Annotated in this window: 21 protein-coding genes; 10 read left to right on the top strand and 11 right to left on the bottom strand. The window is 64.2% G+C overall.

Features of this window, described 5'->3' with window-relative positions; all coding sequences use genetic code 11:
* Window positions 1-90 precede the first annotated feature (90 nt).
* Window positions 91-1,893 (bottom strand): diflavin flavoprotein, encoded by a 1,803-nt coding sequence (locus DXY04_RS03000; protein ID WP_115160928.1) that lies wholly within the window; start codon window positions 1,891-1,893, stop codon window positions 91-93.
* Window positions 1,893-3,641, bottom strand: coding sequence for a diflavin flavoprotein (locus tag DXY04_RS02995; protein ID WP_115160927.1), 1,749 nt, complete (start codon window positions 3,639-3,641; stop codon window positions 1,893-1,895). The genes DXY04_RS03000 and DXY04_RS02995 overlap by 1 nt, the downstream gene beginning before the upstream one ends.
* 82 nt (window positions 3,642-3,723) lie before the next feature.
* On the opposite strand from DXY04_RS02995, the gene DXY04_RS02990 reads away from it, so the two are divergent.
* A complete protein-coding gene (locus DXY04_RS02990; RefSeq protein WP_115161254.1) occupies window positions 3,724-5,019 on the top strand; it encodes an NRAMP family divalent metal transporter in 1,296 nt (431 codons plus the stop codon).
* 125 nt (window positions 5,020-5,144) lie between these two features.
* Here DXY04_RS02990 and DXY04_RS02985 read toward each other — a convergent pair whose 3' ends face one another.
* The 5 genes from DXY04_RS02985 to DXY04_RS02965 all read right to left on the bottom strand — a co-directional run bounded on the left by DXY04_RS02985 (window position 5,145) and on the right by DXY04_RS02965 (window position 10,704).
* The gene (locus tag DXY04_RS02985) at window positions 5,145-5,537 is read right to left on the bottom strand and encodes an Hsp20/alpha crystallin family protein (RefSeq protein ID WP_115160926.1); all 393 of its coding nucleotides are present in this window, start codon (window positions 5,535-5,537) and stop codon (window positions 5,145-5,147) included.
* 166 nt (window positions 5,538-5,703) lie between these two features.
* A complete protein-coding gene (locus DXY04_RS02980; protein WP_115160925.1) occupies window positions 5,704-6,189 on the bottom strand; it encodes an MEKHLA domain-containing protein in 486 nt (161 codons plus the stop codon).
* Between the two features lie 14 nt (window positions 6,190-6,203).
* Window positions 6,204-7,091: an SWIM zinc finger family protein gene (locus DXY04_RS02975; protein ID WP_115160924.1), complete on the bottom strand. Its 888-nt coding sequence runs from the start codon at window positions 7,089-7,091 to the stop codon at window positions 6,204-6,206.
* Between the two features lie 2 nt (window positions 7,092-7,093).
* A complete protein-coding gene (locus tag DXY04_RS02970; RefSeq protein ID WP_115160923.1) occupies window positions 7,094-10,291 on the bottom strand; it encodes a DEAD/DEAH box helicase in 3,198 nt (1,065 codons plus the stop codon).
* On the bottom strand, window positions 10,288-10,704 hold the full coding sequence (locus DXY04_RS02965; protein ID WP_038552390.1) for a hypothetical protein: 417 nt from the start codon (window positions 10,702-10,704) through the stop codon (window positions 10,288-10,290). The genes DXY04_RS02970 and DXY04_RS02965 overlap by 4 nt, the downstream gene beginning before the upstream one ends.
* Window positions 10,705-10,729: 25 nt before the next feature.
* On the opposite strand from DXY04_RS02965, the gene alaS reads away from it, so the two are divergent.
* Window positions 10,730-13,399 carry an alanine--tRNA ligase gene (gene alaS / locus DXY04_RS02960; RefSeq protein WP_115160922.1) on the top strand — a complete coding sequence of 890 codons (2,670 nt, stop codon included), beginning with the start codon at window positions 10,730-10,732 and terminating at the stop codon, window positions 13,397-13,399.
* Here the strand turns inward: alaS and speA are convergent.
* A complete protein-coding gene (gene speA, locus DXY04_RS02955) occupies window positions 13,390-15,318 on the bottom strand; it encodes a biosynthetic arginine decarboxylase (protein WP_115160921.1) in 1,929 nt (642 codons plus the stop codon). The two genes, alaS and speA, sit on opposite strands and share 10 nt — an antisense overlap.
* Window positions 15,319-15,440: 122 nt before the next feature.
* Here speA and ndk point away from each other — a divergent pair, with 122 nt between their 5' ends.
* The gene (gene ndk, locus DXY04_RS02950; RefSeq protein ID WP_025362563.1) at window positions 15,441-15,896 is read left to right on the top strand and encodes a nucleoside-diphosphate kinase; all 456 of its coding nucleotides are present in this window, start codon (window positions 15,441-15,443) and stop codon (window positions 15,894-15,896) included.
* Window positions 15,897-15,900: 4 nt separating this feature from the next.
* Here the strand turns inward: ndk and thiO are convergent, their stop codons facing one another.
* Window positions 15,901-17,013: a glycine oxidase ThiO gene (gene thiO / locus DXY04_RS02945; protein ID WP_115160920.1), complete on the bottom strand. Its 1,113-nt coding sequence runs from the start codon at window positions 17,011-17,013 to the stop codon at window positions 15,901-15,903.
* A 91-nt stretch (window positions 17,014-17,104) separates the two neighbouring features.
* Here thiO and gatB point away from each other — a divergent pair, with 91 nt between their 5' ends.
* Both gatB and DXY04_RS02935 read left to right on the top strand, forming a co-directional pair.
* The gene (gene gatB / locus DXY04_RS02940) at window positions 17,105-18,586 is read left to right on the top strand and encodes an Asp-tRNA(Asn)/Glu-tRNA(Gln) amidotransferase subunit GatB (protein WP_115160919.1); all 1,482 of its coding nucleotides are present in this window, start codon (window positions 17,105-17,107) and stop codon (window positions 18,584-18,586) included.
* Complete coding sequence (locus tag DXY04_RS02935; RefSeq protein WP_115160918.1) at window positions 18,586-19,407, top strand: 2OG-Fe(II) oxygenase; 822 nt, start codon at window positions 18,586-18,588, stop codon at window positions 19,405-19,407. The genes gatB and DXY04_RS02935 overlap by 1 nt, the downstream gene beginning before the upstream one ends.
* Here the strand turns inward: DXY04_RS02935 and coaE are convergent.
* Window positions 19,404-20,030, bottom strand: a complete 627-nt coding sequence (gene coaE, locus DXY04_RS02930) for a dephospho-CoA kinase (protein WP_115160917.1) — start codon at window positions 20,028-20,030, stop codon at window positions 19,404-19,406. The genes DXY04_RS02935 and coaE overlap by 4 nt on opposite strands.
* A gap of 50 nt (window positions 20,031-20,080) precedes the next feature.
* Here coaE and argJ point away from each other — a divergent pair, with 50 nt between their 5' ends.
* From argJ to DXY04_RS02910, 4 genes are read left to right on the top strand one after another with little or no spacing between them, the layout of a single operon-like run.
* Window positions 20,081-21,283 (top strand): bifunctional glutamate N-acetyltransferase/amino-acid acetyltransferase ArgJ, encoded by a 1,203-nt coding sequence (argJ, locus tag DXY04_RS02925; protein ID WP_115160916.1) that lies wholly within the window; start codon window positions 20,081-20,083, stop codon window positions 21,281-21,283.
* A gap of 51 nt (window positions 21,284-21,334) precedes the next feature.
* Window positions 21,335-21,961: a hypothetical protein gene (locus DXY04_RS02920; protein WP_115160915.1), complete on the top strand. Its 627-nt coding sequence runs from the start codon at window positions 21,335-21,337 to the stop codon at window positions 21,959-21,961.
* A gap of 45 nt (window positions 21,962-22,006) precedes the next feature.
* On the top strand, window positions 22,007-22,318 hold the full coding sequence (locus DXY04_RS02915) for a hypothetical protein (protein ID WP_115160914.1): 312 nt from the start codon (window positions 22,007-22,009) through the stop codon (window positions 22,316-22,318).
* The gene (locus tag DXY04_RS02910) at window positions 22,318-23,970 is read left to right on the top strand and encodes an AarF/ABC1/UbiB kinase family protein (RefSeq protein WP_115160913.1); all 1,653 of its coding nucleotides are present in this window, start codon (window positions 22,318-22,320) and stop codon (window positions 23,968-23,970) included. Before DXY04_RS02915 ends, DXY04_RS02910 begins: the two co-directional genes overlap by 1 nt.
* Before the next feature lie 21 nt (window positions 23,971-23,991).
* On the opposite strand, the gene eno is transcribed toward DXY04_RS02910, so the two are convergent.
* Window positions 23,992-25,284 (bottom strand): phosphopyruvate hydratase, encoded by a 1,293-nt coding sequence (eno, locus tag DXY04_RS02905; RefSeq protein WP_038552476.1) that lies wholly within the window; start codon window positions 25,282-25,284, stop codon window positions 23,992-23,994.
* 112 nt (window positions 25,285-25,396) lie between these two features.
* Here eno and gloA point away from each other — a divergent pair, with 112 nt between their 5' ends.
* Window positions 25,397-25,795 carry a lactoylglutathione lyase gene (gene gloA / locus DXY04_RS02900; RefSeq protein ID WP_115160912.1) on the top strand — a complete coding sequence of 133 codons (399 nt, stop codon included), beginning with the start codon at window positions 25,397-25,399 and terminating at the stop codon, window positions 25,793-25,795.
* Window positions 25,796-25,803 lie beyond the last annotated feature (8 nt).

The following is a 25,803-nucleotide window of genomic DNA, read 5'->3' as shown; positions in this document are numbered from 1 at the left end:
TGGCGCCGGGGATCGTTCCATCAGCCTAGTCCTAACTCATAGTGAGTATGAGTTAGCACGAAGTTCGGTTTGCCGGCTCAGGCTGCCGGCTCAGTAGTTGGCGCCGCTGCGGCGCTGGTGCACCGCGGTGCTGCCCTCCGCATCCAGAACCCCGCCGCGATCCACTTCGGCATAGATCAGCCAGTGGTCGCCGCATTCCATCCGCTGGCTCACCTTGCCGTCCAGCCAGGCCAGAGCATCCGGCAGCAAGGGCTGTTCGGCGGGGCTGGTGTCCAGCTCGAGGCCTGCAAAGCGATCGGCACCGGGTTCGAACGGTTGCAGGAACTGCTTCATTAGGGCGGTTTCGCGGCCTTCGGCCAGCACGTTCAAGGCGAAGCGATCGCCCTTATGCAGCAGCGCTTCCACGGCACGGTCTTTGGCCACGGCCACGGTGATGCCGGGGGGATTGAAGCTGGCCTGGCTCACCCAGCTGGCCACCATGGCGCCGCTCAGCTCCGCTTTGCGGGTGGTGAGCACGCAGAGGGAGCCGATCACACGGCCCAGGGCCAGCACCGCTGGATCACTGCGGCTTTCGCTCAAGCCCCCCGCACTGCGCCGTTGCGCCCGTTTCTGGCTCTGCAGCAGCTGGCGGGCGAATCGGGTGCCGGTTTCCTCCAGCTCTTTCACCCGGGCGGCATCCGGACTGAACTTCACCCGGATCGGCTCGAAGCCAAAGCTGAAGCCGCCATCCCGCAGCTTCGTTTCCAGCAGGTCCACCGCCTCGCCGCTCCAGCCGAAGCTGCCGAACACCCCTACGGGCTTGCTGCGATCCCCCTCCGCCAACAGGGTTCCCAGGGCCGAGACGATCGGTGTGGGGGCATGGCCCCCCAGGGTGGGTGAGCCGATCAACACGGCGTCGGCCTGCTGGATCGTGCTCACCAGTTCATCGGCGGGAGTGAATTCGCAGTTCAAGCTGTTCACCCGGATGCCGGTGCGGCTGACCCCGCGGGCCAGGGCATCGGCAATGGCTGCGGTATTGCCGTAGGCGCTGGCAAACAGCAACGCCACCGTCAGGTTGGCGTTCTGCTGGCCTTCGCCCCAGCGGCGGTAGTCATTCAGCAGGCTGCGCCAACTGGCTTCGATGGCCGGGCCATGGCCCGGCGCAATGGTGCGGATGTCGAGTTCTTCGAGCCGTTCCACCAGGGCATCCACCTGACGGGCCATGGGGGCCATCAGGCAGTCGTAGAAGTGCCGGCGTTCTTCTTCGGTGCTGCTGCGGTTGCTTTCGGCCCAGCTGTCCATGCAGAGGTGGGCACTGAAGAACTTGTCGCTCATCAGCAGGCCCAGGCTTTCCTCGAACGCCAGCAATCCGCCGGGCCAGCGGGGGGTTGGGGCCGGCAGCAGCATCAAGCTGCGCTGATGGCTGAGCGGCAGTGTTTGCTCTTGGCGGATCACCCGTAGGGGCGGCAGATCGGGCAGTGGTGGTTGCTCGCTCGTCTCACCGGGAGGGGCCGGCTTGCGCTGGCTCCACAGCTCTTCGATCAGCTTGGCGCCGGGGTTGGAGACGATCAGTTCCAGGCCGGCGTAGGCCTCCGCCAGATCCCGCAGCAGGGCAACGCGGTTGGGGTTGACGTGGCCCACCACCACCAGCAGCGGTGCGTCGCTGCTGGGCAGGGCTTCGGCAAGCACCGGCAGAAAAGCCGCGCTGTAGGCCACCCCCGGGGGGTGGACCAGTACGGCAGGGGCACCATCACCGGCCTCAAACAACACACTGTTGGCGGTGCTGCCCCGCTCCAGGGCGTATTCCAGTTCAAAGCGGTGCCGTTGAGGGCTCAGACCGCGCAGACCAACGACCCCATCGTCGATCGGCAGCTGGATCGTGCGACGTGAGGTTGCGGTGCTGGTCACGCTCATCAGTAGTGGTTCCCCACTTTGCGGTGGTGCACCGCCGTGTTGGCCTCGGAATCGGCCACATTGCCCTGCTCCACCACGGCATAGATGATCCAGTGATCGGGGCCCTCCATCCGTTGCTCCACTCGGCAGCCCAGAAAGGCCAGGGCATCGGCGAGCACCGGGCCGCCATCGGCGGTTCCCTCCAGCACGTTCACCCCAGCGAAACGATCGGCACCGGGGGGGAAGCGCTTGAGGAAATGGCGCATCAGCTGTTGATGATTGTCCTGCCGTAGAACGTTCAGCACGAAGCGGTCGCCCACCTGCATCAGGGCTTCGATTGCACGGTCTTTGGCGACGGCGATGGTGAGGCCCGGTGGGGTGAAGCTGGCCTGGCTCACCCAGCTGGCCACCATGGCGCTGCGGCGTTGCGATTCGCCCTCCCCCTGGCTGGCGGTCACCACATAAAGGCCACCGCTGATGCGACCCAGGGCCTTGTCGAGGTCGCCATCGAGGCTTTTCATCGCCGCGATCGTCTTCTCTTTGGTCAGCAGCTGGCCGAGGTCGGTGCCCGACTCCTCACAGCGTTGGTAGTCGCTGCCCTGGGGCAGCTGTTTGATCCGCAATGGGCTGAAGGCTTGCTTCTGCCCCTGGCTGCGCAGTTGATCGGCGACGGCGTCGATCGGTTCATCGTTGCCGCCGAAGGCGTCGTACACCCCCACCAGTTGTTTGGGATGCAGGGCCGCCAGCAGGGTTCCGATCGAGGCCTGGAGATCCGGTTCCGGTTCCGCGGGCCAGGTCGGCACCACAACAGCCTTGGCATCGCCGATCAGGGCAGTGAGCTCCTGGGGGTCGGTGGCCCGCAGGTCCACCAGCTGCACCTGGGCATCCGCCTTGCCGATGCCGTGGGCAATGGCCTGGCTGATCCGATCGGAGTAGCCGTACTGGCTCAGATAACAAACGGCGGCATAGCTCTCGCCTTTGCTGCGCTGGCCGCTCCACTCGCGGTAGTCGCTGATCCAGTGGCTGAGGTGATGCCGCAACAGCGGTCCGTGGCCCACCGCGATGGTGTTGATCTCCGGCAGGCCATCCATGCGCTTGAGGGCCTGCAGCACGCTGCGGGCATTCGGGCCCATCAGGCAGTCGTAGTAGAAGCGGAAATCAGGGGCGATGGCGCCGGGGTCGGCGTCGAAGACGTCCTCAGAGCAGTAATGCAGACCAAAGGCATCGCAGGTGTAGAGGATGCCGGTGCCGTGATCGAAGGAAAAGATCGTGTCCGGCCAGTGCAGGTTCGGAGCACTGAGGAATTCGAAGCGGTGCTGGATGCCGCTCTCGGGATTGGTGCCGAGATCCAATTCCTCGCCCGACTTCACCGCACGGGATTTGAACGGCCTGTGCACCTGGTCCTTGAGGAACTGGAGGGCCACCTTTGATCCCACGATTTCGATCTCGGGATTGAGATCGATCAGGTCACCGATCAATCCGGAGTGGTCGGGTTCGGTGTGGCTCACGATCAACACATCGATCTCGGTTGGATCGATCTGCTCCTTGAGCAGCGGGATCCAGGTGCCGCGGAACTTGGCGTGGCTGGTGTCGATCAGGGCGGTGCGTTCTCCCCGCACCAGGAAGGCGTTGTAGGTGGTGCCGTTGCGCAGGCCGAATTCAATGTCGAAGCGGCTGCGGTCCCAGTCGAGGGAGCGGATCGTGGTGGTGTCGGCGGCGATGGCCTCGCACTGCAGCGACAGCTTCGGAGCAGCGGGAGCAACGACCATGAAACCGACCGTGACGGAAGTCGACTCTACGGAGATTCAGCGGGGCAAAGCGGCGGAGACTGGTATCAACTGCAACCTTGTGATGGCGTCATCGACGCTGCGACGCAGCATTGGACCCGGGATCCTCTTGGCCGGTGCCTGCATTGGTGGATCCCACTTGATGTCGTCCACCACGGCGGGAGCCCGATTCGGCTTTGCGCTGGTGGGCCTGATCTTGCTTACCAATCTGATCAAGTACCCGTTCCTGCGCGTGGGCACCCGCTTCACAGCGGCCACCGGACTGTCGCTTCTGGAGGGTTTCCAACAACGCAATCCCCTCTACCTGCCGCTGTACCTGGTGGTGAGCCTGGTCACCGGCACCTTCACCATCGCGGCGGTGAGTTTTGTGGCGGGGCTGCTGCTCACCAACATCCCTCTCCTGGCGGGGTTGGACCCCTACGGACTGTCCATCGCCGTGCTGGCGGTGAGTGGCCTGGTGCTGCTGCTGGGTCATTACCGGGCGCTCGACCGTCTCTCCAAGCTGTTGGTGGTGCTGCTCACCCTGCTCACGGGGGTGGCGGCTGCATCACTGCTGATCCGCGGCCCCGTCGGCGATGTGGCGGCCAGTTGGGTCAGCACCGATCCCAGCCCCTGGACCCTGGCCAACCTGGCCTTCCTGATTCCCCTGATGGGCTGGATGCCCGGACCGGTGGAGATGTGCGTGTGGCCATCGTTGTGGATGTTCTCCCGGGCGCGCGACACCGAGCACACCGCGACGCAGAAGGAGGCCGAGTTCGATTTCAACCTCGGCTATGGCGTCACCGTCGTGACGGCCATGTTCTTTGTGATCCTGGGCGCCTACACGATGTACGGCAGCGGTGACGGAATGCTGGCCGGCAGTGGCGTGTCCTTCGCCCAGAAGCTGATCAAGCTCTACACCGCCGCCATGGGTGGTTGGGCGGCCTGGGTGATCATCCCCGCGGCCTTTTCCGCCATGTTCAGCACCACCCTCACCTGCCTGGATGCCTATCCCCGCAGCATTGCGGCGATTCAGGGGCTGCTGCGTCATCACGACAGTGGGGATTCGGCGCCTGGGCCCATGCAGCGTCGCTTCGATATCTGGTTGATCGTGCATTTCCTGGCCGCTGTGCTGGCGCTGGTGGTGGCCAAGAGCGGCGGAATCGGCGTGAAGGATTTCGTCTTCGGGGCGATGACCGGCAGCTTCCTCACCGCTCCTCTGTTCGCCTGGATGGCGATGGACACGATCAACAGCAGCCTGGTGCCGGCTGAGCACCGCTATGGCCGCTTGACCAGGGCTTTCTGCTGGTTCGGTCTGGTGTTTTTCAGTGGCTTCAGCCTGCTGTTCATCGGCCGCTTCTTCCTCGGCCTCGGCGGCTGATTTCGCCCTTGCTTCAACAAAAAACCCCTGCCGTGGGCAGGGGCTGGGCTTCCGTTCTTCTTGTCTTGGTGTGTTGGGCTTGTCCAGCCCAAGGCTTAGTGCTCAGGATCTGATTCAGGACCTGATCAGCTCTCCACCTTCACCGAAACGCTGGTGTGTTCCACCGCTTTGTCGGCGTTGATTTCAAGAATGCCGTCCCGATAGCTGGCCTTGAGCTGGTCGCGATCGAGGCTCTGGGGGAAACGGAAGCTGCGGCTCCAGGTGCCGCTGCGGAATTCGCTCAGCAGCGGTGCGTTGCTGTCATCGCTGCCTGTGGCTGGGCGTTCAGCGCTGATCACCAGGTTGCGATCGGTGGCCTTGACGTCGATGGAGTCGCGGTCCACCCCGGGCAGTTCCAGTTGCACGGTGTAGCTGGTCTCGGTTTCGCGGATTTCGGCGTTGGGAACGCGCTCAGCGGTGGCCAGTTGTTGTTCGAGACGCTCGAACAGATCAAAGGGGGATTGGCGCAGGGTCAGCATGATGGTGGCTCCGAAGAATGAACATCTGCGGACTGGGTTGATCGCCCGCCATCACAATCTGCGCCGCTTGGATTAGAACCAGAAGCGTGAGAACCGTCCGTTTTGATTCGGTCTGTACCACCAGGTTCGGCTGGCACCACAGGGATGGTGTTGAAACCTAATCTCCTTAAAGCCACCACCAGTCGCTGAAGCAGGCCGCCTGGCCGCAGATCCGCTCTTCTGCATCCCACAGGGTCCAGATCCGGGCCTTGTTGATCATGAATCGCCGCCCTTTGCGGCTGATGCGAATGCCGCGATAGTTCTGCACGGCATCGAGGCGTTTGGCCTGGCCCAGTGCGCTGCTGCGTTCCGCCCGTTCGCTGTCCGGGGCGGTGAGCCGTGAGGGCATGCCAATCAGCCCATCCCAGTGGCTGTCCCACAGCAGCAGGGCCGCAGCGTTGGCGTAACTGAGCTTTGGATCTTGGCCCGTGCCGTGAGCCAGCACCGGAAAGCTGCAGGCAAACAGGTTCTGGCAGAACAGCCGCTTTGAGTCCGACCGGCTCGGCTGGGCGGAAGCGATCAGCGGCCTGCTGAAGGCCCGTTGATGCGATTGCAGCAGCACTGCGGCGAGTGCTTGTTTGTCGGCGGTGAGCCAGGCGGCCTCACGGGCCATGGCTTTGCTCCGCGTCAGCTCCCGGCTGCCATGGCCTGCAGCATCGCCTTCTGGGCACTTGCCTGACCATGGGCCTTGAGGTTGTTCAGGAAGGTGCTCCGCGCATCGGCGAAGCGGGGGTCCTCCGCCAGCGGCAGCTCTCCGGCGGCATCGAGGCCCGTGTCGCCCTCCATGGCTGGGGTGATCACCACCAGGTCGCCATCGAGGCTGCGGTTGTAGCGCCACCACAGGGCCGGGTCCTGCACCGCCGCATGGGGCGGCAGTGGTATTGCCTCTGCAGATGTGCTCGCTTTGTTCTCCTCCTTGGCCGCCGCCGCACGCTCGGCCAGGGCCTTGCGCCGGTGTTCCGCCAGATCTTCCAGCAGCCGAGCCCGGTTGCGGCCCCGCAGTTGGAACAGCACGAAGGGGTCTTCACTGAAGCGATCCCCCATCAGGAAATACACCGCGCTGATGTGTTTGCAGGGGTTGGCTTTGTCGGGGCAGCTGCACTCGCTGCGCACCTCCTGCAACTTGAACGGGAACAGGCGTTTGCCGCTGGCGGCGAAGGCCCGTTCGATGTCGGAGGGCATGATCCCCGCCAGCAGCTGGGCCGACCAGCGGGCTTTCTGGGTCAGCGCTTCCAGCACATAGCCCCAGTCCTCATCGTTGAGCACATCCAGCCAGAGCTTCACCTTGTAGGGCGCTTCATCGGTGCCCTGGACGCGGGCATGCACGCGGCGGCCTTCGAAGCGGATCGAGGTCACATGGCCTTCGCGGGCGTAGCCCCAGGCCCGCTCCAACCGTTTCTTGAAGCGGTAGCCGTTGATCAGCTCCATCCACTGCTCGACCCACCAGGGCTGTTGGCCCAGGCCGTCGTCGCCGATGGCGGTGATGCCGTTGCTGTTGCCGTTGCTGAGGGTCATGGTCAGGTGTCCTCCAAGGCGACGAGATTGCGCAATTGATCGCCACCAAGACTTCCCAGCCAATCTTCGCCGGAGCCGATCACATCCTCAGCCAGGCGTGATTTCTCGCGGATCATGCGATCGATCTTTTCCTCCACCGAGCCGCTGGTGATGAATTTGTGCACCATCACCCGGTTGGTCTGGCCGATCCGATAGGCCCGGTCGGTGGCCTGGTTCTCCACAGCTGGGTTCCACCAGCGGTCGATGTGGAACACGTGGCTGGCCCGGGTGAGGTTGAGGCCCACACCACCTGCTTTCAACGAGAGCAGGAACAGCTGCGGACCGCGGGGATCCTCCTGGAAGCGATCCACCATCGCCTGGCGCTCGCTCTTGCGGGTGCCGCCGTGCAGGAAGGGAACTTCCGAGTTCCAGCGCTGCTGCATCCAGGCTTGCAGCAGATGCCCCCATTCGGCGAACTGGGTGAACAGCAGGGCCCGATCGCCCGCTTCGATCACCTCATCGAGGATTTCCTCAAGCCGCTGCAGCTTGGCCGAACGGCCCAGGAAGCCATCGTCCACGGCCCCTTCGCTCAGGGCCAGGGCGGGATGGTTGCAGATCTGTTTCAGCCGGGTGAGCAGGGCCAGCACCTGCCCGTGGCGCTGCCCGCGCGGTGCCCGTGCAATGGCATCGAGGGTGTCTTCCACGGTCTTGCTGTACAGGGATTTCTGCTCCTTGCTCAACCCCACCCATTCGCTCAGCTCCACCTTTTCCGGCAGGTCGGAAATGATCGTTTTGTCGGTTTTCAGCCGGCGCAGGATGAATGGACCCACGCGGCCTTTGAGGTCCCGCAGGGACGACATGTCGCCATACCGTTCGATCGGCATCCGGTAGCGCTGGCGGAAGAAGTCCTCTTCCCCCAGCACCTTGGGGTTGAGGAAGTCCATCAAGGCCCACAGTTCGCTCACCCGGTTCTCCACGGGGGTGCCGGTGAGGGCGATGCGGAAGCGGTTGCTTTTGCTGCGGCCGGGTCGGGATAGATCCCGGGCGGCCTGGCTCTGTTTGGCGCCGGGGTTCTTGATCGCCTGGGCTTCGTCAATCACCACCCCCTGCCAGTCCTGGGTTTCCAGCAGTTCGCTGTCCCGCTGCAGCAGCCCGTAGCTGGTGAGCACCAGATCCACCTCCTTCAACGCTTTTTTGAGTTCGGCCGGTGTGGAGGGGCGGCGGGGGCCGTAATGCTCGGTGACCTTCAACTCCGGGGTGAACGATTCCGCCTCCCGTCGCCAGTTGGTGAGCACCGATGTGGGGGCCACTAGCAGCACCGGGCGCTTCAGTTCCTGCTCTGCTTTGAGGTGCTGCAGAAACGCCAGCAGCTGAATGGTTTTGCCCAGGCCCATGTCGTCAGCCAGGCAGGCCCCCTGGTCGAAGCGGTGCAGGAAGGCGAGCCAGCCGAGGCCCCGCTCCTGATAGGGCCGCAGCTGACCGCTGAATCCCTCGGGAGCCGGCAGGGGATCGGGCGCCTTCTGCTGGTGGTATTGCTCCAGCACCGATTGGAGCCTTGGGCCGGCGTCGAAGCGGTGCACCGGCATCCGCATCAGCAGTTCCCCTTCCGTTCCCGTCAGCCGCAGCGCGTCGTCGAGGCTCAGTTCCGGTTTCGCGCCACAGAAGCGTTCGGCGTTCTTGAGGTCGTTGGGCCGCAGTTCGATCCAGGCCCCCTTGTGGCGCACCAGGGGGCTGCGCTTGCCGCTCAGACGCTCCAGTTCCCGCAGGGTGAGCGTCACCCCGCCGATCATCAGATCCCACTCCCAGTCAAGACATTCGCCCAGGGTGAAGCCGCGGGACCGCTCTGGAAGTTCGGCCTTGATCGACAGGCCCAGTCGGCTGGCCAGGCCGCCGGAGAGGCTGGGCGGCAGCTCCACCCCCACACCGGCATCCCGCAGCTGGCGGGCAGCCGTGCGCACCAGCACGAAGGCTTCGGCCGGGGTCAGCTGCATCGTGTCCGGCGTCGCGCTCTCCAGCCCCCGTTCGATCGGTGGGAACACCGTCAGGGCGCGTCCGAGGCCCTCCAGCAGTACTTCGCCCGGTTGATCCACCTGGATCTCCCCCAGTTGCAGCATCTCGGCGCCGGAGGCCCAGGCTGCGGCGGCCGGGAGCTTCAGGCTGGGGTCGGCTTCCGCCTGCAGCCCGAAGCGCAGCTCCCAGAGATCCTCCCCATCCGGTGGGGTGTGCAGTTCAAGACAGGTGCGGGCCGCAGCAAAACCGCCGGCGATGCCTTCCCTCCAGTGATGGCTGGCGGTGGCCAGGCGTTCAGCCTCTTCATTACCGATCTCGATCACCCCGGTCTCCGACCCCAGGGCCTCCTGCCAGAGGGTCAGCAGGGGATCGAGTCCATCGGTGGATGGTTCAAAGTCCTTGCGCAGCTGCGCGTCCACCAGGTCTTCCAGCAGCGTCGCCACCCGCAGGCGTCCGCTGCGGGGCCGGCAGCTGGCCACAGGGTTGGCAGCACGCATGGCCTCCGGTCGCAACCGGGTGGTGCGGTTGCTGCGGCGCCCCAGGGGTTCACGCCAGGGCAAGGCGCAGGTGGCCACCAGGGGCAGGCTGGCCGCTAGATCTTCCAGTCTGCGTCGGTCTTCTTCCCGGTTGAGCAGCGGCACCCAGCGGGCCCGATGCGGATAGCCCTCGCCTTTGCTGAGCTCCATCTGGGGAATCCAGCGGCCCCGGGCCACCAGGCTCAGGGCCCAGCGCTGCAGATGGCTCCACCAGCGCAGTTCGTCAGCCAGGTCTGGATTGGTGCCGGAGAGGGGCAATCGGGACAGCCACTCCGTGGCCGCTGATGGTTCCACCGCGAGCCCTTGCACCTGCCAGGGCCACCATTCGGTTTGCTTGGGGATCGGTTCGCCGGCCTGCATTGGTAGCCCGGTCCAGCCCGGTGGTTCCGGCGTTGGCTCCTCTTTTTTGCTGCGGCTTTTGCGCGGCTTCACCGTGCGGCTCGGCAGGGTGAGACAGGCCGTGGCATCAATGCAGCCGCCTGGCAAAAGGTCGCGTTCGCTCAGCCAGGCCCTGAGGTCGTCGTGGCTGAGGGTGAAGGGGTGCAGCGCGGGGGTGAGGCTGGGGCCTTCCGGTGTGGCCACCCGCCAGGTGTCAGCCCAAACGAGCAGTGCCGGTTGACCGGAACTGCTGGAGGTGCGGATGGCGGGAAGCCAGGTGGCGTGCAGCAGGCTCATGGCCGCGACGCGGGCAGGAAGCGGAGGGTGCCGTGGAGCAGGAGAGCACTGCCGATCAACGGCAGCCAGGCCTGAAATAGCTCCAGTAGTAATGATGCCAGGCCATCGACCTGCCAGTTGTCAAGGGGTAGGGGCATGCCGAGGCTGCGCAACCCGCAGACCGCCCCCACCAGACCCGCCTGCAAATGCCCGTCATCAGGGTCCACCCGTTGCAGGTGGAAGGCCAGCAGGCCGTAAAAGAGGCCACAACCGCCCGAACGCACCGCAGCTTCCAGACCCCAGGGCAAGCTCAGCAGCCCGGCGCTGATCCCGGCAGCCAGCGCCCAACCGATCGACTGCAGCCGAAGTCGCTGGCGAATCTCGGGATCACTGGGTGGAACGGCCACGGGCGCCGGCGGTTCAAAGGCGATCATGACGGCAGGATCCCCCTTTCCTGTCATGGTTGCCGCCGCATCGTCGTCTTCTGCAGCGTCTGCACCGCGCAGTGGGGAGGAGATCCGTGAGGCCTTTCTCAACTTCTATGCCGAGCGCGGCCACAAGCGGATGGCCAGCGCCTCATTGATTCCCGAAGACCCAACGGTGCTGCTCACCATTGCGGGAATGCTGCCGTTCAAGCCGGTTTTTCTGGGCCAGCAGGAGCGACCCGCGCCCCGGGCCACCAGTTCGCAGAAGTGCATCCGCACCAACGACATCGAGAACGTGGGGCGCACGGCCCGGCATCACACCTTTTTCGAGATGCTCGGCAACTTCTCGTTTGGGGATTACTTCAAGCAGCAGGCGATTGAGTGGGCCTGGGAGCTCAGCACCGGCGTTTACGGTATCGACCCCAAGAACCTGGTGGTGAGCGTCTTCCGGGAAGACGACGAAGCCGAGCAGATCTGGCGCGATGTGGTGGGGGTGAACCCCAAGCGGATCATCCGCATGGATGAGGCCGACAACTTCTGGGCCTCCGGCCCCACCGGCCCCTGTGGCCCCTGCTCGGAGATCTATTACGACTTCAAACCCGAGCTCGGGGATGAGGGCATCGATCTCGAGGACGACGACCGTTTCATCGAGTTCTACAACTTGGTGTTCATGCAGTACAACCGCGACGCGGAGGGCACCCTCACGCCGCTGGCCAACCGCAACATCGACACCGGCATGGGCCTTGAGCGGATGGCTCAGATCCTGCAGAAGGTTCCCAACAACTACGAAACCGATCTGATCTTTCCGCTGATCCAAGCGGCCGCGGATCTGGCGGGGGTCGACTACCACCAGCTCAACGACAAGGGCAAGACGTCGTTGAAGGTGATCGGCGACCACAGTCGTGCAGTGACGCAGCTGATCTGCGATGGCGTCACCGCCAGCAACCTGGGCCGCGGCTACATCCTGCGGCGTCTGCTGCGCCGGGTGGTGCGCCATGGCCGCCTGCTGGGCATCGACAAACCCTTCCTCGTCACCATGGGCGAGGCGGCGATTGCCCTGCTGAAGGGGGCCCACCCCAGCGTGATCGAGCGCCAGGAGGTGATCCTGGCCGAGCTCCAGCGGGAGGAAGCCCGCTTCCTTGAGACCCTTGAGCGCGGCGAGAAGTTGCTGGCGGAGGTGCTGGCCTCCAAGCCCACCCAGATCAGCGGCGCCCAGGCCTTTGAGCTGTACGACACCTATGGCTTCCCGCTGGAGCTCACCCAGGAGATCGCTGAGGAGCAGGGCCTGGCCGTTGACCTCGATGGCTTCGAGGCGGCGATGGAGGAACAGCGCCAGCGGGCCAAGGCGGCCGCGGTGAGCATCGATCTCACTCTGCAGGATGCGATCGACCAGGTGGTGGCGGATCAGGCGGCCACCTGTTTCGAGGGCTATGAAGCCCTCGATCACGCCTCCTGTGTGCAGGCGTTGGTGGTGAACGGTGAACCAGCCAGCACCGCCAAGGCGGGCGATGCGGTTCAGGTGGTGCTCGACACCACGCCGTTCTATGGAGAAGGCGGCGGTCAGGTGGGTGATCGCGGCGTGCTTGCGGGCAGCGATCTGATTGTTCGGATTGAGTCGGTGAGCCGCAGCCGCGATGTCTTCGTCCATGCAGGGCGGGTGGAACGCGGCGAGCTCGCCTTGGGCGACACCGTGAAGGCCCAGGTGGACCGTGCTTGCCGGCGTCGGGCCCAGGCGAATCACACCGCCACCCACCTGCTGCAGGCAGCGCTCAAGCAGGTGGTGGATCCAGGCATCGGCCAGGCCGGATCACTGGTGGATTTCGATCGCCTGCGTTTCGACTTCCACTGCCCTACGGCGGTGACGGCGGATCAGTTGCAGCAGGTTGAAACCCTGATCAACGGTTGGATCAACGAGGCCCATGCGCTGCAGGTGCAGGAGATGGCGATCGATCAGGCCAAGGCGGCCGGTGCCGTGGCGATGTTCGGTGAGAAGTACGCCGATGTGGTGCGGGTGGTCGACGTCCCCGGTGTGTCGATGGAGCTCTGCGGCGGCACCCACGTGGCCAACACCGCTGAGATCGGCCTGTTCAAGATCGTGGCGGAAAGTGGCGTCGCCGCCGGTATCCGCCGGATTGAAGCCGTCGCTGGTCCCGCTGTGCTCGCGTATCTGAACGAGCGCGATGCGGTGGTGAAGCAGCTGGGGGATCGCTTCAAGGCGCAGCCGGCCGAGATCGTGGATCGTGTGGCGGCCCTTCAGGAGGAGCTCAAGGCCACCGGCAAGGCGCTGGCCTCGGCTCAGGCGGAACTGGCGGTGGCGAAAGCGGGCGCTCTGGCCGCTAAGGCCGAGGCCGTGGGCGACTTCCAACTGCTGGTGGAACGCCTCGACGGCGTGGATGGCGCTGGTTTGCAGGGTGCAGCCCAGAGCCTGGCGGATCAGCTGGGGGATGGTGCGGCCGTGGTGATCGGCGGTCTGCCGGATCCTGGCGACATGGGCAAGGTGATCCTGGTAGCTGCCTTCGGCAAGCAGGTGATCGCAGCCAAGCTCCAGGCCGGCAAGTTCATCGGCGGCATTGCCAAACATTGCGGCGGTGGCGGCGGTGGACGCCCGAACCTGGCCCAGGCCGGGGGACGCGATGGTGCTGCCCTCCCTGCTGCTCTTGAGTTCGCTCGCTCCGAGCTGGCGGCAGCGTTGGCTCAGTCCTGAAGGTAGGTGGTCTGTCGCAGGCTGCTTTCGAGGTGATCCAGCAGCCGGCGTGACTCGTCGATGCGCAGCTGGCCGTTGTTGATGGCCGCTTCCGCCGCCACCCGCAACCGCTCCAGCAAGGCACGGGGGTCGTGCTCCATGGCCTCCAGTACATCGGCATTGGTGTCACCCCGCACGACGTGGTCAATGCGATAGCTACCGCCGGGGCTCAGACGGATGTGAACGGCGTTGGTGGTGCCAAACAGGTTGTGCAAATTGCCCATCACTTCCTGATATGCACCGCTTAGGAACAGGCCAATCAAATACGGGTTGTTGCCGTCGAGTTCGTGCAGCTCCAGCAGCTGTTTGGGTTGTCCATCTCCGATGAAGCGATCCAGACGACCATCGGAATCACAGGTGAGATCGGCGAGGTTGGCCAGTCGCGTCGGCCGTTGATCCAGTTGCTGGATGGGCACCACTGGAAACAGCTGGTCGATGGCCCAGGTGTCGGGTGCTGAGCGGAAGATCGACAGGTTGGCGTAATACGTTCCCGCCAAAGCCTTGTTCAGAGCTGCGAGCTCTTCCGGGATGGCTTGATCCTTGGGCAGTCGCTGCGCAATCGCATCAGCACAGGCCCACGTCAGTTGTTCAGCGGTGGCGCGGTCGGGCAGCCCCATGTACCCGAGCCGGAATGCGGCCAGCGCATCCTGCTTGAACTTCAAGGCGTCGTTCCAGGCTTCCTGCAGACGCACCAATTGCGCATCCGCCGTCGCCGACAACTCCTGAATCGTGGCGAGGGTGTCCCGCAGGTTGCGAACGGTGAGTGGTTCATCTCCGCTGGCCTTGGGAACCGATGCCGGCAGTGCGCTGCTGCCCAGCACGTCGAACACCAGCAGGGAGAAATGACTGGCAATGGCGCGGCCGCTTTCGCTCACCAGCGTGGGTACGGCCACACCATTGGGTTCGCAGCATTCCCGCACCGTGGCCACAACGTCGTTGGCGTAGTTCTGCAGCGAGTAGTTCGTGGATGCTGCTGATGCGGTGCGGCTGCCGTCGTAGTCGATGCCGAGTCCACCACCCACATCCAGGAACCCCATCGGAGCCCCCAGTCGGGTGAGCTCCACGTAGATCTGCCCCGCTTCCTGGAGGGCGTCTTTGAGCACGGCGATGTCGTTGATCTGGCTGCCGATGTGGAAGTGCAGCAGGCGCAGATCGGGGAGCAGGTTGTTCTCCCGCAGCCGCTCCACTGTGGCGAGCAACTCGGGAATCGAAAGGCCGAATTTGGCCTTGTCGCCGACGGAGCTGCCCCAACGCCCCGTGCTGCGGCTGGAGAGCTTGGCCCGCACACCGATGTAGGGCGCTGCTCCCAGGCTTTTGCTGGCTTCGATAATTCGGTCGACTTCATCCGGCTGTTCAATCACCACCACCGGTTGCCGTCCAAGACGTCGCGCCAGGATCGCTGTCTCGATGTAGAGCCGATCCTTGTAGCCGTTGCAGATCAACAACGCCTCGGGGTCGTCCAGCAGAGAGAGGGCGATCAGCAGTTCCGCTTTGCTGCCCGCTTCCAGCCCGAAGTTCCAGCGCTTGCCGCAGCTCACCAACTCCTCCACCACGTGGCGTTGCTGGTTGCACTTCACCGGGAAGACGCCTTGATACCGGCCGGGGTAGCTGTACTGCGCGATGGCGCGTTCAAAGGCGGCGTGGAGCCGCTCCAAACGGTCTTCGAGGATGTCGTCGAAGCGAATCAGCAACGGCAGCGCCAGGTTGCGGCTTTTCAGCTCCGACACCAGATCCACCAGGTCCAGGCTGCCGCCGCGATCCCCTTGAGGTTGAACGCTGATGTGGCCGCGCCCATTGATGGAGAAATACGGATCGCCCCAGCGGTCGAGGCCGTACAGCGCAGCACTGTCCTGAATCGACCAGTGTTCGCTGTCTGACACCTGCGTCTGCTTGAAATGAATGGCCGGAATCTAGGGACATTCCCTTCACTGCCCAAGGCCTGTGCTTGCCAAGCGGGGTGGCCAGCACTGACGATGGCGGCGCTTTTACTTCACACCAATCCATGGCCGAACGCACGTTCATCGCCATCAAGCCCGACGGCGTCCAGCGCGGCCTGGTGGGCGAGATCCTCGGCCGCTTTGAGCGCAAGGGCTTCAAGCTGGTGGGTCTGAAGCAGATCACCCCCAGCCGCGCCCTGGCTGAGCAGCACTACGGCGTCCATAAGGAGCGTCCCTTCTTTGCTGGTCTGGTCGATTTCATCACCTCCGGCCCTGTGGTGGCCATGGTCTGGGAAGGCGATGGTGTGATCGCCAGTGCCCGCAAGCTGATCGGTGCGACCAAGCCTCTCGAGGCTGAGCCCGGTACCATTCGTGGCGATCTGGCCGTCAACATCGGCCGCAACGTCATCCACGGTTCCGATGCTGCGGAAACCGCTGCCTTCGAGATCGGCCTCTGGTTTGAAGCCTCTGAGCTGAACGACTGGTCTCCTTCCGATCAGGAGTGGCGCGTCGAAGGCTGATCGCTCAGTTTTCGAACCGGTTCCAGCGGAATGCCCCCAACAACGCCTCTTCGGCGGCGTTGGGGGCTTTTTTCATGACGCCGCCGGCCGTGAGCTCAGCCGTGATGGCGGCAAGCAGAACGCCATTGCGGTGATGCCCACAGGCCAGCCATAAACCGGGTAGCGGACCAGGGCCGAGCAAGGGGCCTTCATCGGGCGTGCAGGGCCGGAACCCCCACCAACGCTCCATCGGGGGCCATGTGGCCGCTGTTGGCAGCAGGCTGGCGATGCCCGCCTGCAGTTGTTTCTGGCCATCGGGGGTGAGGCCTTCGGCAAATCCGGCCTCCCGTTCGCTGGTGGCCCCCACAACGATCAATCCGTCTTCGCGTGGAACCAGATAGGTGCCGGGGCCGAAGATCACTCGCTTCAGTGCCTCCCGCGGACCCTGCAGCGACAGCATCTGCCCTTTCACCGGGAACACGGGCAGTTGCGGCACCAGTTGTTGGCTCCAGGCGCCACTGCAGAGCACCGCTTGCTGGCAGCGCAGTTGCTGCTGTTCTCCTTCGGCGCTGCGCAGATGGATGCCGCAGAGCTGTCCGGCGGACTCCCGCTCCAGATCAAGCACTTCGGCCCCTTCCATGAACTGCACGCCCAGGGACACGCAGGCCCGCTCCAGGGCCCGCATCAACTGCCTGCGGTTGTCGATCTGGCCGTCCTGCTCGAACAGCAGCCCGGTGCTCCACTCCGGCCCCAAGCCTGGGACTTCCCGCTCAAGGCCGGTGCGGTCCAGGGTTTGCCCAAGGCTGGCGGTGGGGTAAGCGTCCCGCTCGGTCGCTGTTCGGAACGGCACCACGATGCCGCTGGTGCGCAGGCCGCAGCTCAGGCCGCTGTCCGCCTCGATCTGCGCCACCCAGCGGGGGATCAGCGCGAGGCTGGCTTGACCCAGCTCCAACAGGTTGCCGCTCAAGCCTTCGGCATGGGGCGCCAGCATCCCTGCAGCCACAAAGCCTGCCGCTTCGCTGCGGCGGCGGCTGATCACGGTCACGCTCTGATCGCGACGGGCCAGCTGATGGGCAACGGCTAAGCCCATCAGTCCCCCGCCCAAAACACAGACGGCTGAGGCAGAGGCGGCAGTCATGCGCAAGAAAGGCCCTTGCTGGTCATGGTGTCAGGAGTGGGCTTCATCCTGATTCCATAGGATCCCGGAATCTGCTTCACATCACGGGCGCATGGCCGACGCAGCAACCCAACCGGCCTGGGAGGCCGTAATCGGTCTCGAGACCCACGTGCAGCTGGGAACGGACAGCAAAATTTTCACGGCAGCGTCCACCACCTTTGGTGATGACCCCAACACCCACATCGACCCGGTGGTGTGCGGTCTGCCCGGCACATTGCCGGTGCTGAACCAGAAGGTGCTCGAGTACGCCGTGAAGGCAGCGATGGCGCTGAACCTCAACATCGCCGAACACAGCAAGTTCGACCGCAAGCAGTACTTCTATCCAGATCTGCCGAAGAACTACCAGATCTCCCAGTACGACCAGCCGATCGCCGAGGAGGGCTGGATCGAGGTGGAAGTGGCGGAGAAGGGAAAGGACACCTATCTCAAGAAAATCGGCATCGAACGACTGCACATGGAGGAGGACGCCGGCAAGTTGGTGCATGCCGGCAGTGACCGCCTGGCGGGTTCCACCCATTCGCTCGTGGACTACAACCGGGCCGGTGTGGCCTTGGCGGAAATCGTCAGCAAGCCGGACCTGCGCACCGGCCGTGAAGCGGCGGAGTACGCCTCGGAGATCCGCCGGATCATGCGGTATCTGGGGGTGAGTGACGGCAACATGCAGGAGGGATCCCTGCGTTGCGACGTCAACATCTCCGTGCGACGGGGGCCGGATGCGCCCTTCGGCACGAAGGTGGAGATCAAGAACATGAACTCGTTCTCGGCCATCCAAAAGGCCTGCGAGTACGAGATCAAGCGTCAGATCAAGGCCTACGAAACCGGTGAGCCGATCGTTCAGGAGACCCGCCTCTGGGATGAGGGCAAGCAGCTCACCAAGAGCATGCGCAGCAAGGAAGGCGCCAGCGATTACCGCTACTTCCCGGATCCCGACCTCGGCCCGATTGAGGTGAGCGCGGATCAGCGGGAGTCCTGGCGCGCTGAATTGCCTGAGCTTCCGGCTGTCAAGCGGCATCGCTATGCCGATGATCTGGGTCTCTCCCAATACGACGCACGAGTACTCACCGATGAGCGACCGATGGCCGACTATTTCGAGGCCGTGGTGGGTGCCGGCGCTGACGCCAAGCTTGCGGCGAACTGGATTACCGGCGACATCGCCGCCCACGTGAACAGCAATCGGCTCAGCTATGCCGAACTGCCCTTCCGGCCGGAGCAGTTGGCCGAGATGGTCCAACTGATCGATGGCGGCAAGATCAGCGGCAAGATCGCCAAAGAGATCCTTCCGGAGCTGCTTGAGAAAGGCGGCTCACCCAAGGCGATTGTCGACGAGCGCGGTCTCGGCATGATCAGCGATCCGGCGGCGATCGAAGCCATTGTTGATGAGCTCTTGGGGGCCCACCCCGATGAGGTGGAGGCCTTCCGAGGCGGCAAGACCAAGCTGCAAGGCTTCTTCGTTGGACAGTTGATGAAGAAGACCGGCGGTAAGGCGGATCCCAAGCTCGCCAACCAGATTCTGAGCAAGAAGCTCAAGGGTTGATGAGCGGAGCGGCAGCCATTCCCGATGCATGGAAGGAATGGCTGCTGCAGAACCTGGATCGCGGCTGTGATCCTGAAGGCTTGATGCAGCGGGCCCTCGACCAGGGGTTTGCGCGAGAGGCGATTGCGGCAGTTCTCGAATCGTCGTCCCTTGGGCTTACAACCACGGACCCACCATCGCCCGATTGGCTTGCTTGGTTCGAGGCCCCCCTCACCCGGCCAGAGCACCGGCCTCGCGCCTGGCGGCTGGATACATCGCTGGCCCAGGTCTATGAGCTGCCAGGGCTGCTCAGCCACGAGGAATGCGAGCAGGTGATCGACGCCATCAACGCGTCACTGCAGCCGTCAACGGTGACCCGCGGCAGAAGCGATTACCGCACCAGTCGCACCTGTCATTTGCGCCAAAACCATCCCCAGCTGGCGGCGAGCCTTGATCAGCGCTTTGCGGCCTTGTTCGGCGTGGATCCGCGGCTCTCGGAACCGATTCAGGGGCAGCGCTACGACCCCGGCGAATACTTCAAGGAACACACGGATTGGTTTACTCCGGGGACGGAGGAATACCCCACTCACACCCACAGTGGCGGGCAACGCACGTGGACGGTGATGGTTTATCTCAACCCTGTGGAGCGGGGTGGAGAGACGTTGTTCCGCCGCCTGGGGCGCTCGTTCACGCCTGTGCCTGGAATGGCGTTGGCCTGGAACAACCTCCAGGCCGATGGCACTCCCAACCCCTTCACGCTGCATGAGGCCTTGCCGGTGGAGGCGGGCCACAAATGGGTGATCACCAAGTGGTTCCGTGCCGACTTCGGGAGGAACGGCTAACCGGGATCTGCTGCCCCCGTTGTGTTGAGCAGACCCATGGCCTGGGTTTTCCAGGCGCCGGGTTGGCCTCGATTGGCAAGAACGTGATCTGACAAGCCACGTTTGCGGCTCAGGGGCCATTGGGCGGCAATGCGGGCTTGAGCGGCGTCAGGGCTCAGCCCGTCCCGCGCGATCAAGCGCTCGAGCTGCTGGGATGCATCGCAGTCGACCAGCCAGATTTCGCTGCAGATTGACTCCAGCCCCGCTTCGAACAACAGCGGAATCATCAGCACAACGGCTGGTGCCTTGGCATGGAGGCTGAGTTCTTGGTCGAAGCGCTCCCGCACGATCGGGTGAACCAGTTGCTCGAGCCACCGCCGTTCCGCGGGGTCCTGGAACACGATCCGACCCAGGGCAGCGCGGTCGACGGCTGCGCCCTCTTCAGCCTGGACTCCAGCGCCGTACCGCTGCATCACGCTGGTCGTGGCCGGGCGACCGGGTGCGAGGGCCTCTCGGGCGAATTGATCCGCATCCAACACCGGCAGACCTTGCTGCGCCAACCAATGGCCCACGCTGCTCTTGCCGCTTGCGATCCCGCCCGTGAGTCCGATGCGTCGTTGCGAGAACGGCTCGCCAGGCGCCATGGTGTCGGAGCAGGATGCACCCAGTGTCTCGCGGCGGATCAGCGGTGGCGATGGCTTCTTCTTGGCAACCGATCCAGGGTGGTGTGACGGCACCGAATGGGTTCCAGGCCGCTGGCATCGTTGCCGGTCTCAAGCCCTCAGGTAAGCCTGATCTGGCGCTGGTGTTGGCACCGGTGACGGCCGTTTGTGCCGGCACCTTCACCACCTCCGTGGTGCGGGCGGCCTGTGTTGACCTCTGCCGTGATCGCCTTGCCAGTACTGCCGGCCAGGCCCGTGCCGTGTTGATCAATTCCGGTCAGGCCAATGCCTGCACCGGCGATCGCGGTCTGGTCGACAGTCAGCGCGCCACCCAGGTGCTGGCCGATCAGCTTGGCGTCGATGCGGAGTCGGTGTTGATCTGCTCCACCGGAGTGATTGGTGTGCCGATTCCGATGCCCACCCTTCTGGCTGGGTTGGCTCCTTTGATGGAGGCCTTGGATGACGCGGGGGGTGATGCTGCGGCCAACGCCATCCTCACCACCGATCTGGTGGACAAGCAGGTGGCGCTAGAACTGGAACTGGAGGGGCGCCGGGTGCGCATCGGAGGGATGGCCAAAGGCTCGGGAATGATTCATCCCGACATGGCCACGATGCTCGGCTTCTTCAGTTGTGATGCCGGCGTCGATGCAGGCGTTTGGCAGGAGATGGTGCGACGTGCGGTGCAGCGTTCCTTCAACGCCATCACCGTGGATGGAGACACCAGCACCAACGACACCGTGCTGGCCTTCGCGGCAGGCCCAGCGCTGGCCCAACAGCATCATGCCGTTCTGGAACAGGGCCTCACCCAGGCCATGCAACAGCTGGCCCAGGCCATTGCCCGGGATGGCGAAGGGGCGACCTGTCTGATCGAAGTGCAGGTGGAGGGTGCGGTTGACGAGGCCGCGGCGTTGCAGGTGGCGCGCACGGTCTGTGGTTCGTCCCTGGTGAAGACCGCAGTCCATGGCCGGGATCCGAACTGGGGGCGGATCGTGGCGGCCGCGGGTCGCTCTGGTGTGTCCTTCGATCCGGATGCGGTTGCTCTTTGGATTGGTCCCCATCAATTGATGGCGGCCGGTCAACCCGTGGCCTTTGATCGCGCTGCAGCCAGCAACGTTCTGCGGCAGGAGAAAGTTCCGATTCGCCTCGGCCTGGGGCATGGTTCCGGCTCTGGTCAGGCCTGGGGATGTGACCTGTCGGATCAGTACGTGCGCATCAACGCCGACTACACCACCTGAAGCTTCTGTTCTGAATTCCTGTCACAATCCGAGTCTCCGTCAGACCTATCCGTGGACCATCCCAGCTCCCCTGACGCTCCCGTTGAGGCCAAGGCACGTTTCTGGGTGGGGCCCCTGGTGGCTGGTTGTTGTTTCGCCCTTGGTTACGGCATCACCGAGCGGGTGCTGACGCGGCAGACCAATGCTGAGGACCCTGTTCCTGAGGCTTTCACACCGCTCGCGTTTCCAGGGGATTCCCTGCAGGAGATTCGGGCTCGGTTCAGTGACGACGATTCATCCCTGCAAGTGGATGTCACAGCCCTAGAAGCTGCCGAGGCTGCAAGCCGCCCCGCCCAGCCAGCGGTCAAGGAGATGCCCAAGCCCCCTGTGGCCCTGCAGACGCCCGAACCCCCTGTCTGGACGGCCCCCGCCTGGTCAGACCCCCAGACCATTTCCCCGGAGGTTGAGGACGACAACGGACCCGCCCCCTCATCCGCCCAGGAGCCTGAGCTCGAGCTCGATGACAGCAATGCCGATTCCCTGGCGCTTCCTGGGGAGTCCAGCGAGGTGATGCCTGCTGTGGTTGTTCCAGGCGGTGATTCACCGGTGCTGGTGGCTGAGCCGGAACCTGTTGTGCTGCCTCCGGGCGCGGAAGCCTTTTTCGAAGTCATTGAGCCCGTGACTCCGCCTCAGCCCTGATCTCCGGTTGGATCTGCCACAGTTGAAGCTGTCTGCAATCGGTCCATGGGCTCGTCGGAGGCCTTGATTCGCGCCACGGTGAACCGCATTAATGCGCGCCTTGGTCACGGCTTTGCAGACGCTGCAGCGGAGTTGGCGGTGCTGGCGCAAGACGCCCCGCAACGGCTGCGCCAGGAGTGGGATCTGTTTCAGGACGAGGTGCGTGCCGAAGCGGAACGGATTGAACGGGGTGATCAGGTCACGGTGAGCACAGATGGGGCGTCGACGTCGGAACCGTCGGACAACCCACAGGCGGTGATCGATCGTCTTCGGGCCACGGTGGCTGATCTGAGCCAAGCGATCGAGGCACGCCCCTGATGCTCGGCCTGCTGCGAGCGCTCCGCATCTGGCGCGCTGTCCTGACGCTGCTGCTGCTGCTTTGGTGGGATGGCCAGTCCTGGACCTACCGCGGCGGTGTCACCGCCGAGCGTCGTGCCCGCCGTCAGCAACAGCGAGCCCGTTGGTTGACGGCTGAGTTGCTGTCTCTGGGCTCCGCCTTCATCAAGCTGGGGCAACTGCTCTCCGCCCGCCCAGACATCCTCCCCGCGGGCTGGGTGGCCGAGCTGGCAGCGCTGCAGGACAGCGTTCCGGCCTTCAGTTTTGATCAGGTGCAGACCGTGCTCGAGCGAGAGCTGGGGCCGCGCTGTGCCGAGGTGATCGATCTGGATCCCGAACCCCTGGGTGCAGCCTCGCTGGCCCAGGTGCATCGCGCCAGCCTGCGCAGTGGCCGGCAGGTGGTGCTCAAGGTGCAGCGCCCTGGGCTCGATCGCCTGTTTCGCCTTGATCTGGAGGTGATGCAGCAGGTGGCAGCTGTGCTGCAACGCAATCCCAGTTGGGGGCGTGGTCGTGATTGGCCGGCGATGGCACGGGAATGTCGACGTGTGCTGCTGCGTGAGCTCGATTTCCGCGTTGAGGCGCAGTACGCCGCTCGTTTCCGTCAGCAATTTCTGGACGACGAACGCATCAGGATCCCCGGTGTGGTCTGGGAGTTGAGCACGCGCCGTGTGCTGTGCCTCGACTACCTGCCCGGTATCAAGGTCAACGACCGTGAGGCATTGCTCGAAGCCGGCGTTGATCCGGCCGCGGTGGCTGAGGTGGGTGCAGCCAGTTATCTCAAGCAGTTGGTGAGGTTTGGTTTCTTCCATGCCGACCCCCATCCCGGCAACCTCGCCGTCGCCAGTGATGGCGCACTCATCTACTACGACTTCGGGATGATGGGGTTGTTGTCGGACGGCTTGCGTCGACGTCTGGGAGCTATGGTCCGCGCTGCTGCTGCGAGGGATTCAGCGGCATTGGTGGAGGAGATGCAGGCGGCTGGTGTGATCTCCGGTGGCATTGATGTTGGTCCGGTGCGCCGTCTCGTGCGGCTGATGCTGCAGGAGGCCCTCACCCCACCCTTCACGGCCAACGTGATCGACAAACTCTCCGGCGATCTCTACGACCTGGTCTATGGCCAGCCCTTTCGTCTGCCGGTTGAGCTGATCTTTGTGATGCGGGCTTTGTCCACCTTTGAGGGTGTTGGCCGCAGCCTTGATCCCGCTTTTAGCTTGGTGGCGATCGCCAAGCCTTATCTCCTTCCACTCATGACCTCCAGCGGCGCCGGCAGCAACGATCTGTTCAACGAACTCGGCCGTCAGGTCGGGGCCCTCAGCAGCCGCGCTGCGGCCTTCCCGCGGCGCTTGGATGAAAGTCTCGAACGCCTGGAGCAGGGCGATCTTCAGCTCCAGGTGCGGCTGGGCGAATCGGACCGTCAGTTCCGCCGGATGGCCCTGGCCCAGCAATCGATCGGCCAATCGGTGTTGCTCGGATGCCTGGCTTTGGCCACCGCCATTGTGGGTGCCAGTGCCCGCCCGCTCTGGTCACTTCTTCCGGCTGCTGCTGCCGTGCCGGTGGGCTTGGGCTGGTTCCGAATGCAGGTCAAGATCCATCGTGATCAACGGTTGGAGCAGTTGCCCGGTTCCAACCGTTGAACGTTCGTCGGAGGCCTGAGATCAGGCCTTGCCGCGGGGGCCCTGGCCAACAGCACCGGCGTAGACGGCCTGGCTGCCCAGCTCGTCTTCGATGCGAAGCAGTTGGTTGTACTTGGCGACCCGCTCGCTACGGCTGAGGGAGCCGGTCTTGATCTGTCCGGCGCGGGTGGCGACGGAGAGGTCGGCGATGGTGGTGTCTTCGGTTTCGCCACTGCGGTGGCTGATCACGCTGGTGTAACCGGAGCGGCCTGCCAGGTCGATGGCCTGGAGGGTTTCGGTGAGGGAACCGATCTGGTTCACCTTGATCAGGATCGAGTTGGCCGTGGCGCTGTCGATGCCCTGTTGAAGCCGCTTGGTGTTGGTCACGAATAGGTCGTCACCCACCAGCTGCACCTTGCCGCCGAGGCGCTCGGTCAGCAGTTTCCAGCCATCCCAGTCGTCTTCGGCCAGGCCGTCTTCGATCGAAACGATCGGGAATTTCTCCACCAGTTGCTCGAGTTGGCCCACCATCTCGGCGCTGGTGTAGCTGCCGCCATCGAAGGCATAACGACCGTTCTCGAAGAATTCGGTGCTGGCCACGTCCAGGGCCAGGGAGATCTGTTCGCCGGGCTTGTAGCCGGCCTTGCTGATCGCTTCCACCAGGATTTCGCCGGCTTCCACATTGCCCAGATCCGGCGCGAAGCCGCCTTCGTCGCCAACGGCGGTACTCATGCCCTTGTCGCTGAGCAGTTTCTTGAGCGTGTGGAACACCTCGGTGCCCATCCGCAGGGCTTCGCGGAAGCTCGGAGCGCCGTGGGGCACCAGCATGAATTCCTGGAAGTCCAGGCTGTTGGCGGCATGGGCGCCACCGTTGATCACGTTCATCAACGGCACCGGCAGCAGGTTGGCCATCGGGCCGCCGAGGTAGCGGTAGAGGGGAATCCCCAGCCCATTGGCAGCAGCGCGGGCGGTGGCCATGCTCACCGCCAGGATTGCGTTGGCTCCCAGGTTGGATTTGTTGTCGCTTCCGTCCAGCTCCAGCATCGCGGCATCCACAGCCGCCTGATCCAGGGCGGAAAGGCCGCAGAGGGCCGGTGCGATCCGCTCTTCGATGTGGTTGACGGCCTGGCCCACACCCTTGCCCATGTAGCGGTCACCGCCGTCACGCAGTTCGTGGGCTTCGTGGGCACCGGTGCTGGCACCACTGGGAACGATGGCCCGTCCCATGGCACCTCCTTCGAGCAGAACCTCGGCTTCAACCGTGGGGTTGCCGCGGGAATCGAGCACCTCTCGGGCCACGATGGTGTCGATGACGAGGTCGAGGGAATCGATCACGTTGGGACGGACGCTTAACCCGGGGATCTTATGGGTCGCCCCTCTCTCTCGTGTTGTGACGGGTCATACCTGGCCAGAATGACGGCAGGTTCACGCTGCACGACGCTCACCCATGCGGATGCTTCACACCATGCTCCGGGTCGCTGATCTGGAGCGGTCTCTGGGCTTCTACACCGAGGTCCTGGGCATGCAGCTTCTGCGTCGAAAGGATTACCCCAGCGGCCGCTTCACCTTGGCGTTTGTTGGCTATGGGTCGGAGAGCGACCACACGGTCCTGGAACTCACCCACAACTGGGACACCGACAGCTACAACCTCGGGGATGGCTATGGCCACATTGCGCTGGGGGTGGAGGACATCCACAGCACCTGCGCCCGCATTGCCGATAAAGGTGGTCGTGTGGTGCGGGAACCTGGTCCGATGAAGCACGGCACCACCGTCATCGCCTTTGTTGAGGATCCGGATGGCTACAAGGTGGAATTGATCGAGATGTCCTCCAAAGTCCACGCCTGAAGAACCGG

The organism is Synechococcus sp. UW86, from assembly GCF_900474085.1.
In the GTDB taxonomy this organism is placed as follows: Bacteria; Cyanobacteriota; Cyanobacteriia; order PCC-6307; family Cyanobiaceae; genus Parasynechococcus.
This window is presented reverse-complemented; position numbering and strand designations above follow the sequence as displayed.

Excerpts from the sequence above, each read along its gene's own strand:
- DXY04_RS02980 (WP_115160925.1), bottom strand. The coding sequence starts at position 6,189 with ATGGCCCGTGAGGCCGCCTGGCTCACCGCCGACAAACAAGCACTCGCC.
- DXY04_RS02990 (WP_115161254.1), top strand. The coding sequence starts at position 3,724 with ATGGCGTCATCGACGCTGCGACGCAGCATTGGACCCGGGATCCTCTTG.
- DXY04_RS02910 (WP_115160913.1), top strand. The coding sequence starts at position 22,318 with ATGCTCGGCCTGCTGCGAGCGCTCCGCATCTGGCGCGCTGTCCTGACG.
- gatB (WP_115160919.1), top strand. The coding sequence starts at position 17,105 with ATGGCCGACGCAGCAACCCAACCGGCCTGGGAGGCCGTAATCGGTCTC.
- alaS (WP_115160922.1), top strand. The coding sequence starts at position 10,730 with ATGGTTGCCGCCGCATCGTCGTCTTCTGCAGCGTCTGCACCGCGCAGT.
- DXY04_RS02970 (WP_115160923.1), bottom strand. The coding sequence starts at position 10,291 with ATGAGCCTGCTGCACGCCACCTGGCTTCCCGCCATCCGCACCTCCAGC.
- DXY04_RS02985 (WP_115160926.1), bottom strand. The coding sequence starts at position 5,537 with ATGCTGACCCTGCGCCAATCCCCCTTTGATCTGTTCGAGCGTCTCGAA.
- DXY04_RS03000 (WP_115160928.1), bottom strand. The coding sequence starts at position 1,893 with ATGAGCGTGACCAGCACCGCAACCTCACGTCGCACGATCCAGCTGCCG.
- DXY04_RS02995 (WP_115160927.1), bottom strand. The coding sequence starts at position 3,641 with ATGGTCGTTGCTCCCGCTGCTCCGAAGCTGTCGCTGCAGTGCGAGGCC.
- ndk (WP_025362563.1), top strand. The coding sequence starts at position 15,441 with ATGGCCGAACGCACGTTCATCGCCATCAAGCCCGACGGCGTCCAGCGC.
- thiO (WP_115160920.1), bottom strand. The coding sequence starts at position 17,013 with ATGACTGCCGCCTCTGCCTCAGCCGTCTGTGTTTTGGGCGGGGGACTG.
- DXY04_RS02965 (WP_038552390.1), bottom strand. The coding sequence starts at position 10,704 with ATGATCGCCTTTGAACCGCCGGCGCCCGTGGCCGTTCCACCCAGTGAT.
- argJ (WP_115160916.1), top strand. The coding sequence starts at position 20,081 with ATGGCTTCTTCTTGGCAACCGATCCAGGGTGGTGTGACGGCACCGAAT.
- DXY04_RS02915 (WP_115160914.1), top strand. The coding sequence starts at position 22,007 with ATGGGCTCGTCGGAGGCCTTGATTCGCGCCACGGTGAACCGCATTAAT.
- gloA (WP_115160912.1), top strand. The coding sequence starts at position 25,397 with ATGCGGATGCTTCACACCATGCTCCGGGTCGCTGATCTGGAGCGGTCT.
- DXY04_RS02975 (WP_115160924.1), bottom strand. The coding sequence starts at position 7,091 with ATGACCCTCAGCAACGGCAACAGCAACGGCATCACCGCCATCGGCGAC.
- coaE (WP_115160917.1), bottom strand. The coding sequence starts at position 20,030 with ATGGCGCCTGGCGAGCCGTTCTCGCAACGACGCATCGGACTCACGGGC.
- DXY04_RS02935 (WP_115160918.1), top strand. The coding sequence starts at position 18,586 with ATGAGCGGAGCGGCAGCCATTCCCGATGCATGGAAGGAATGGCTGCTG.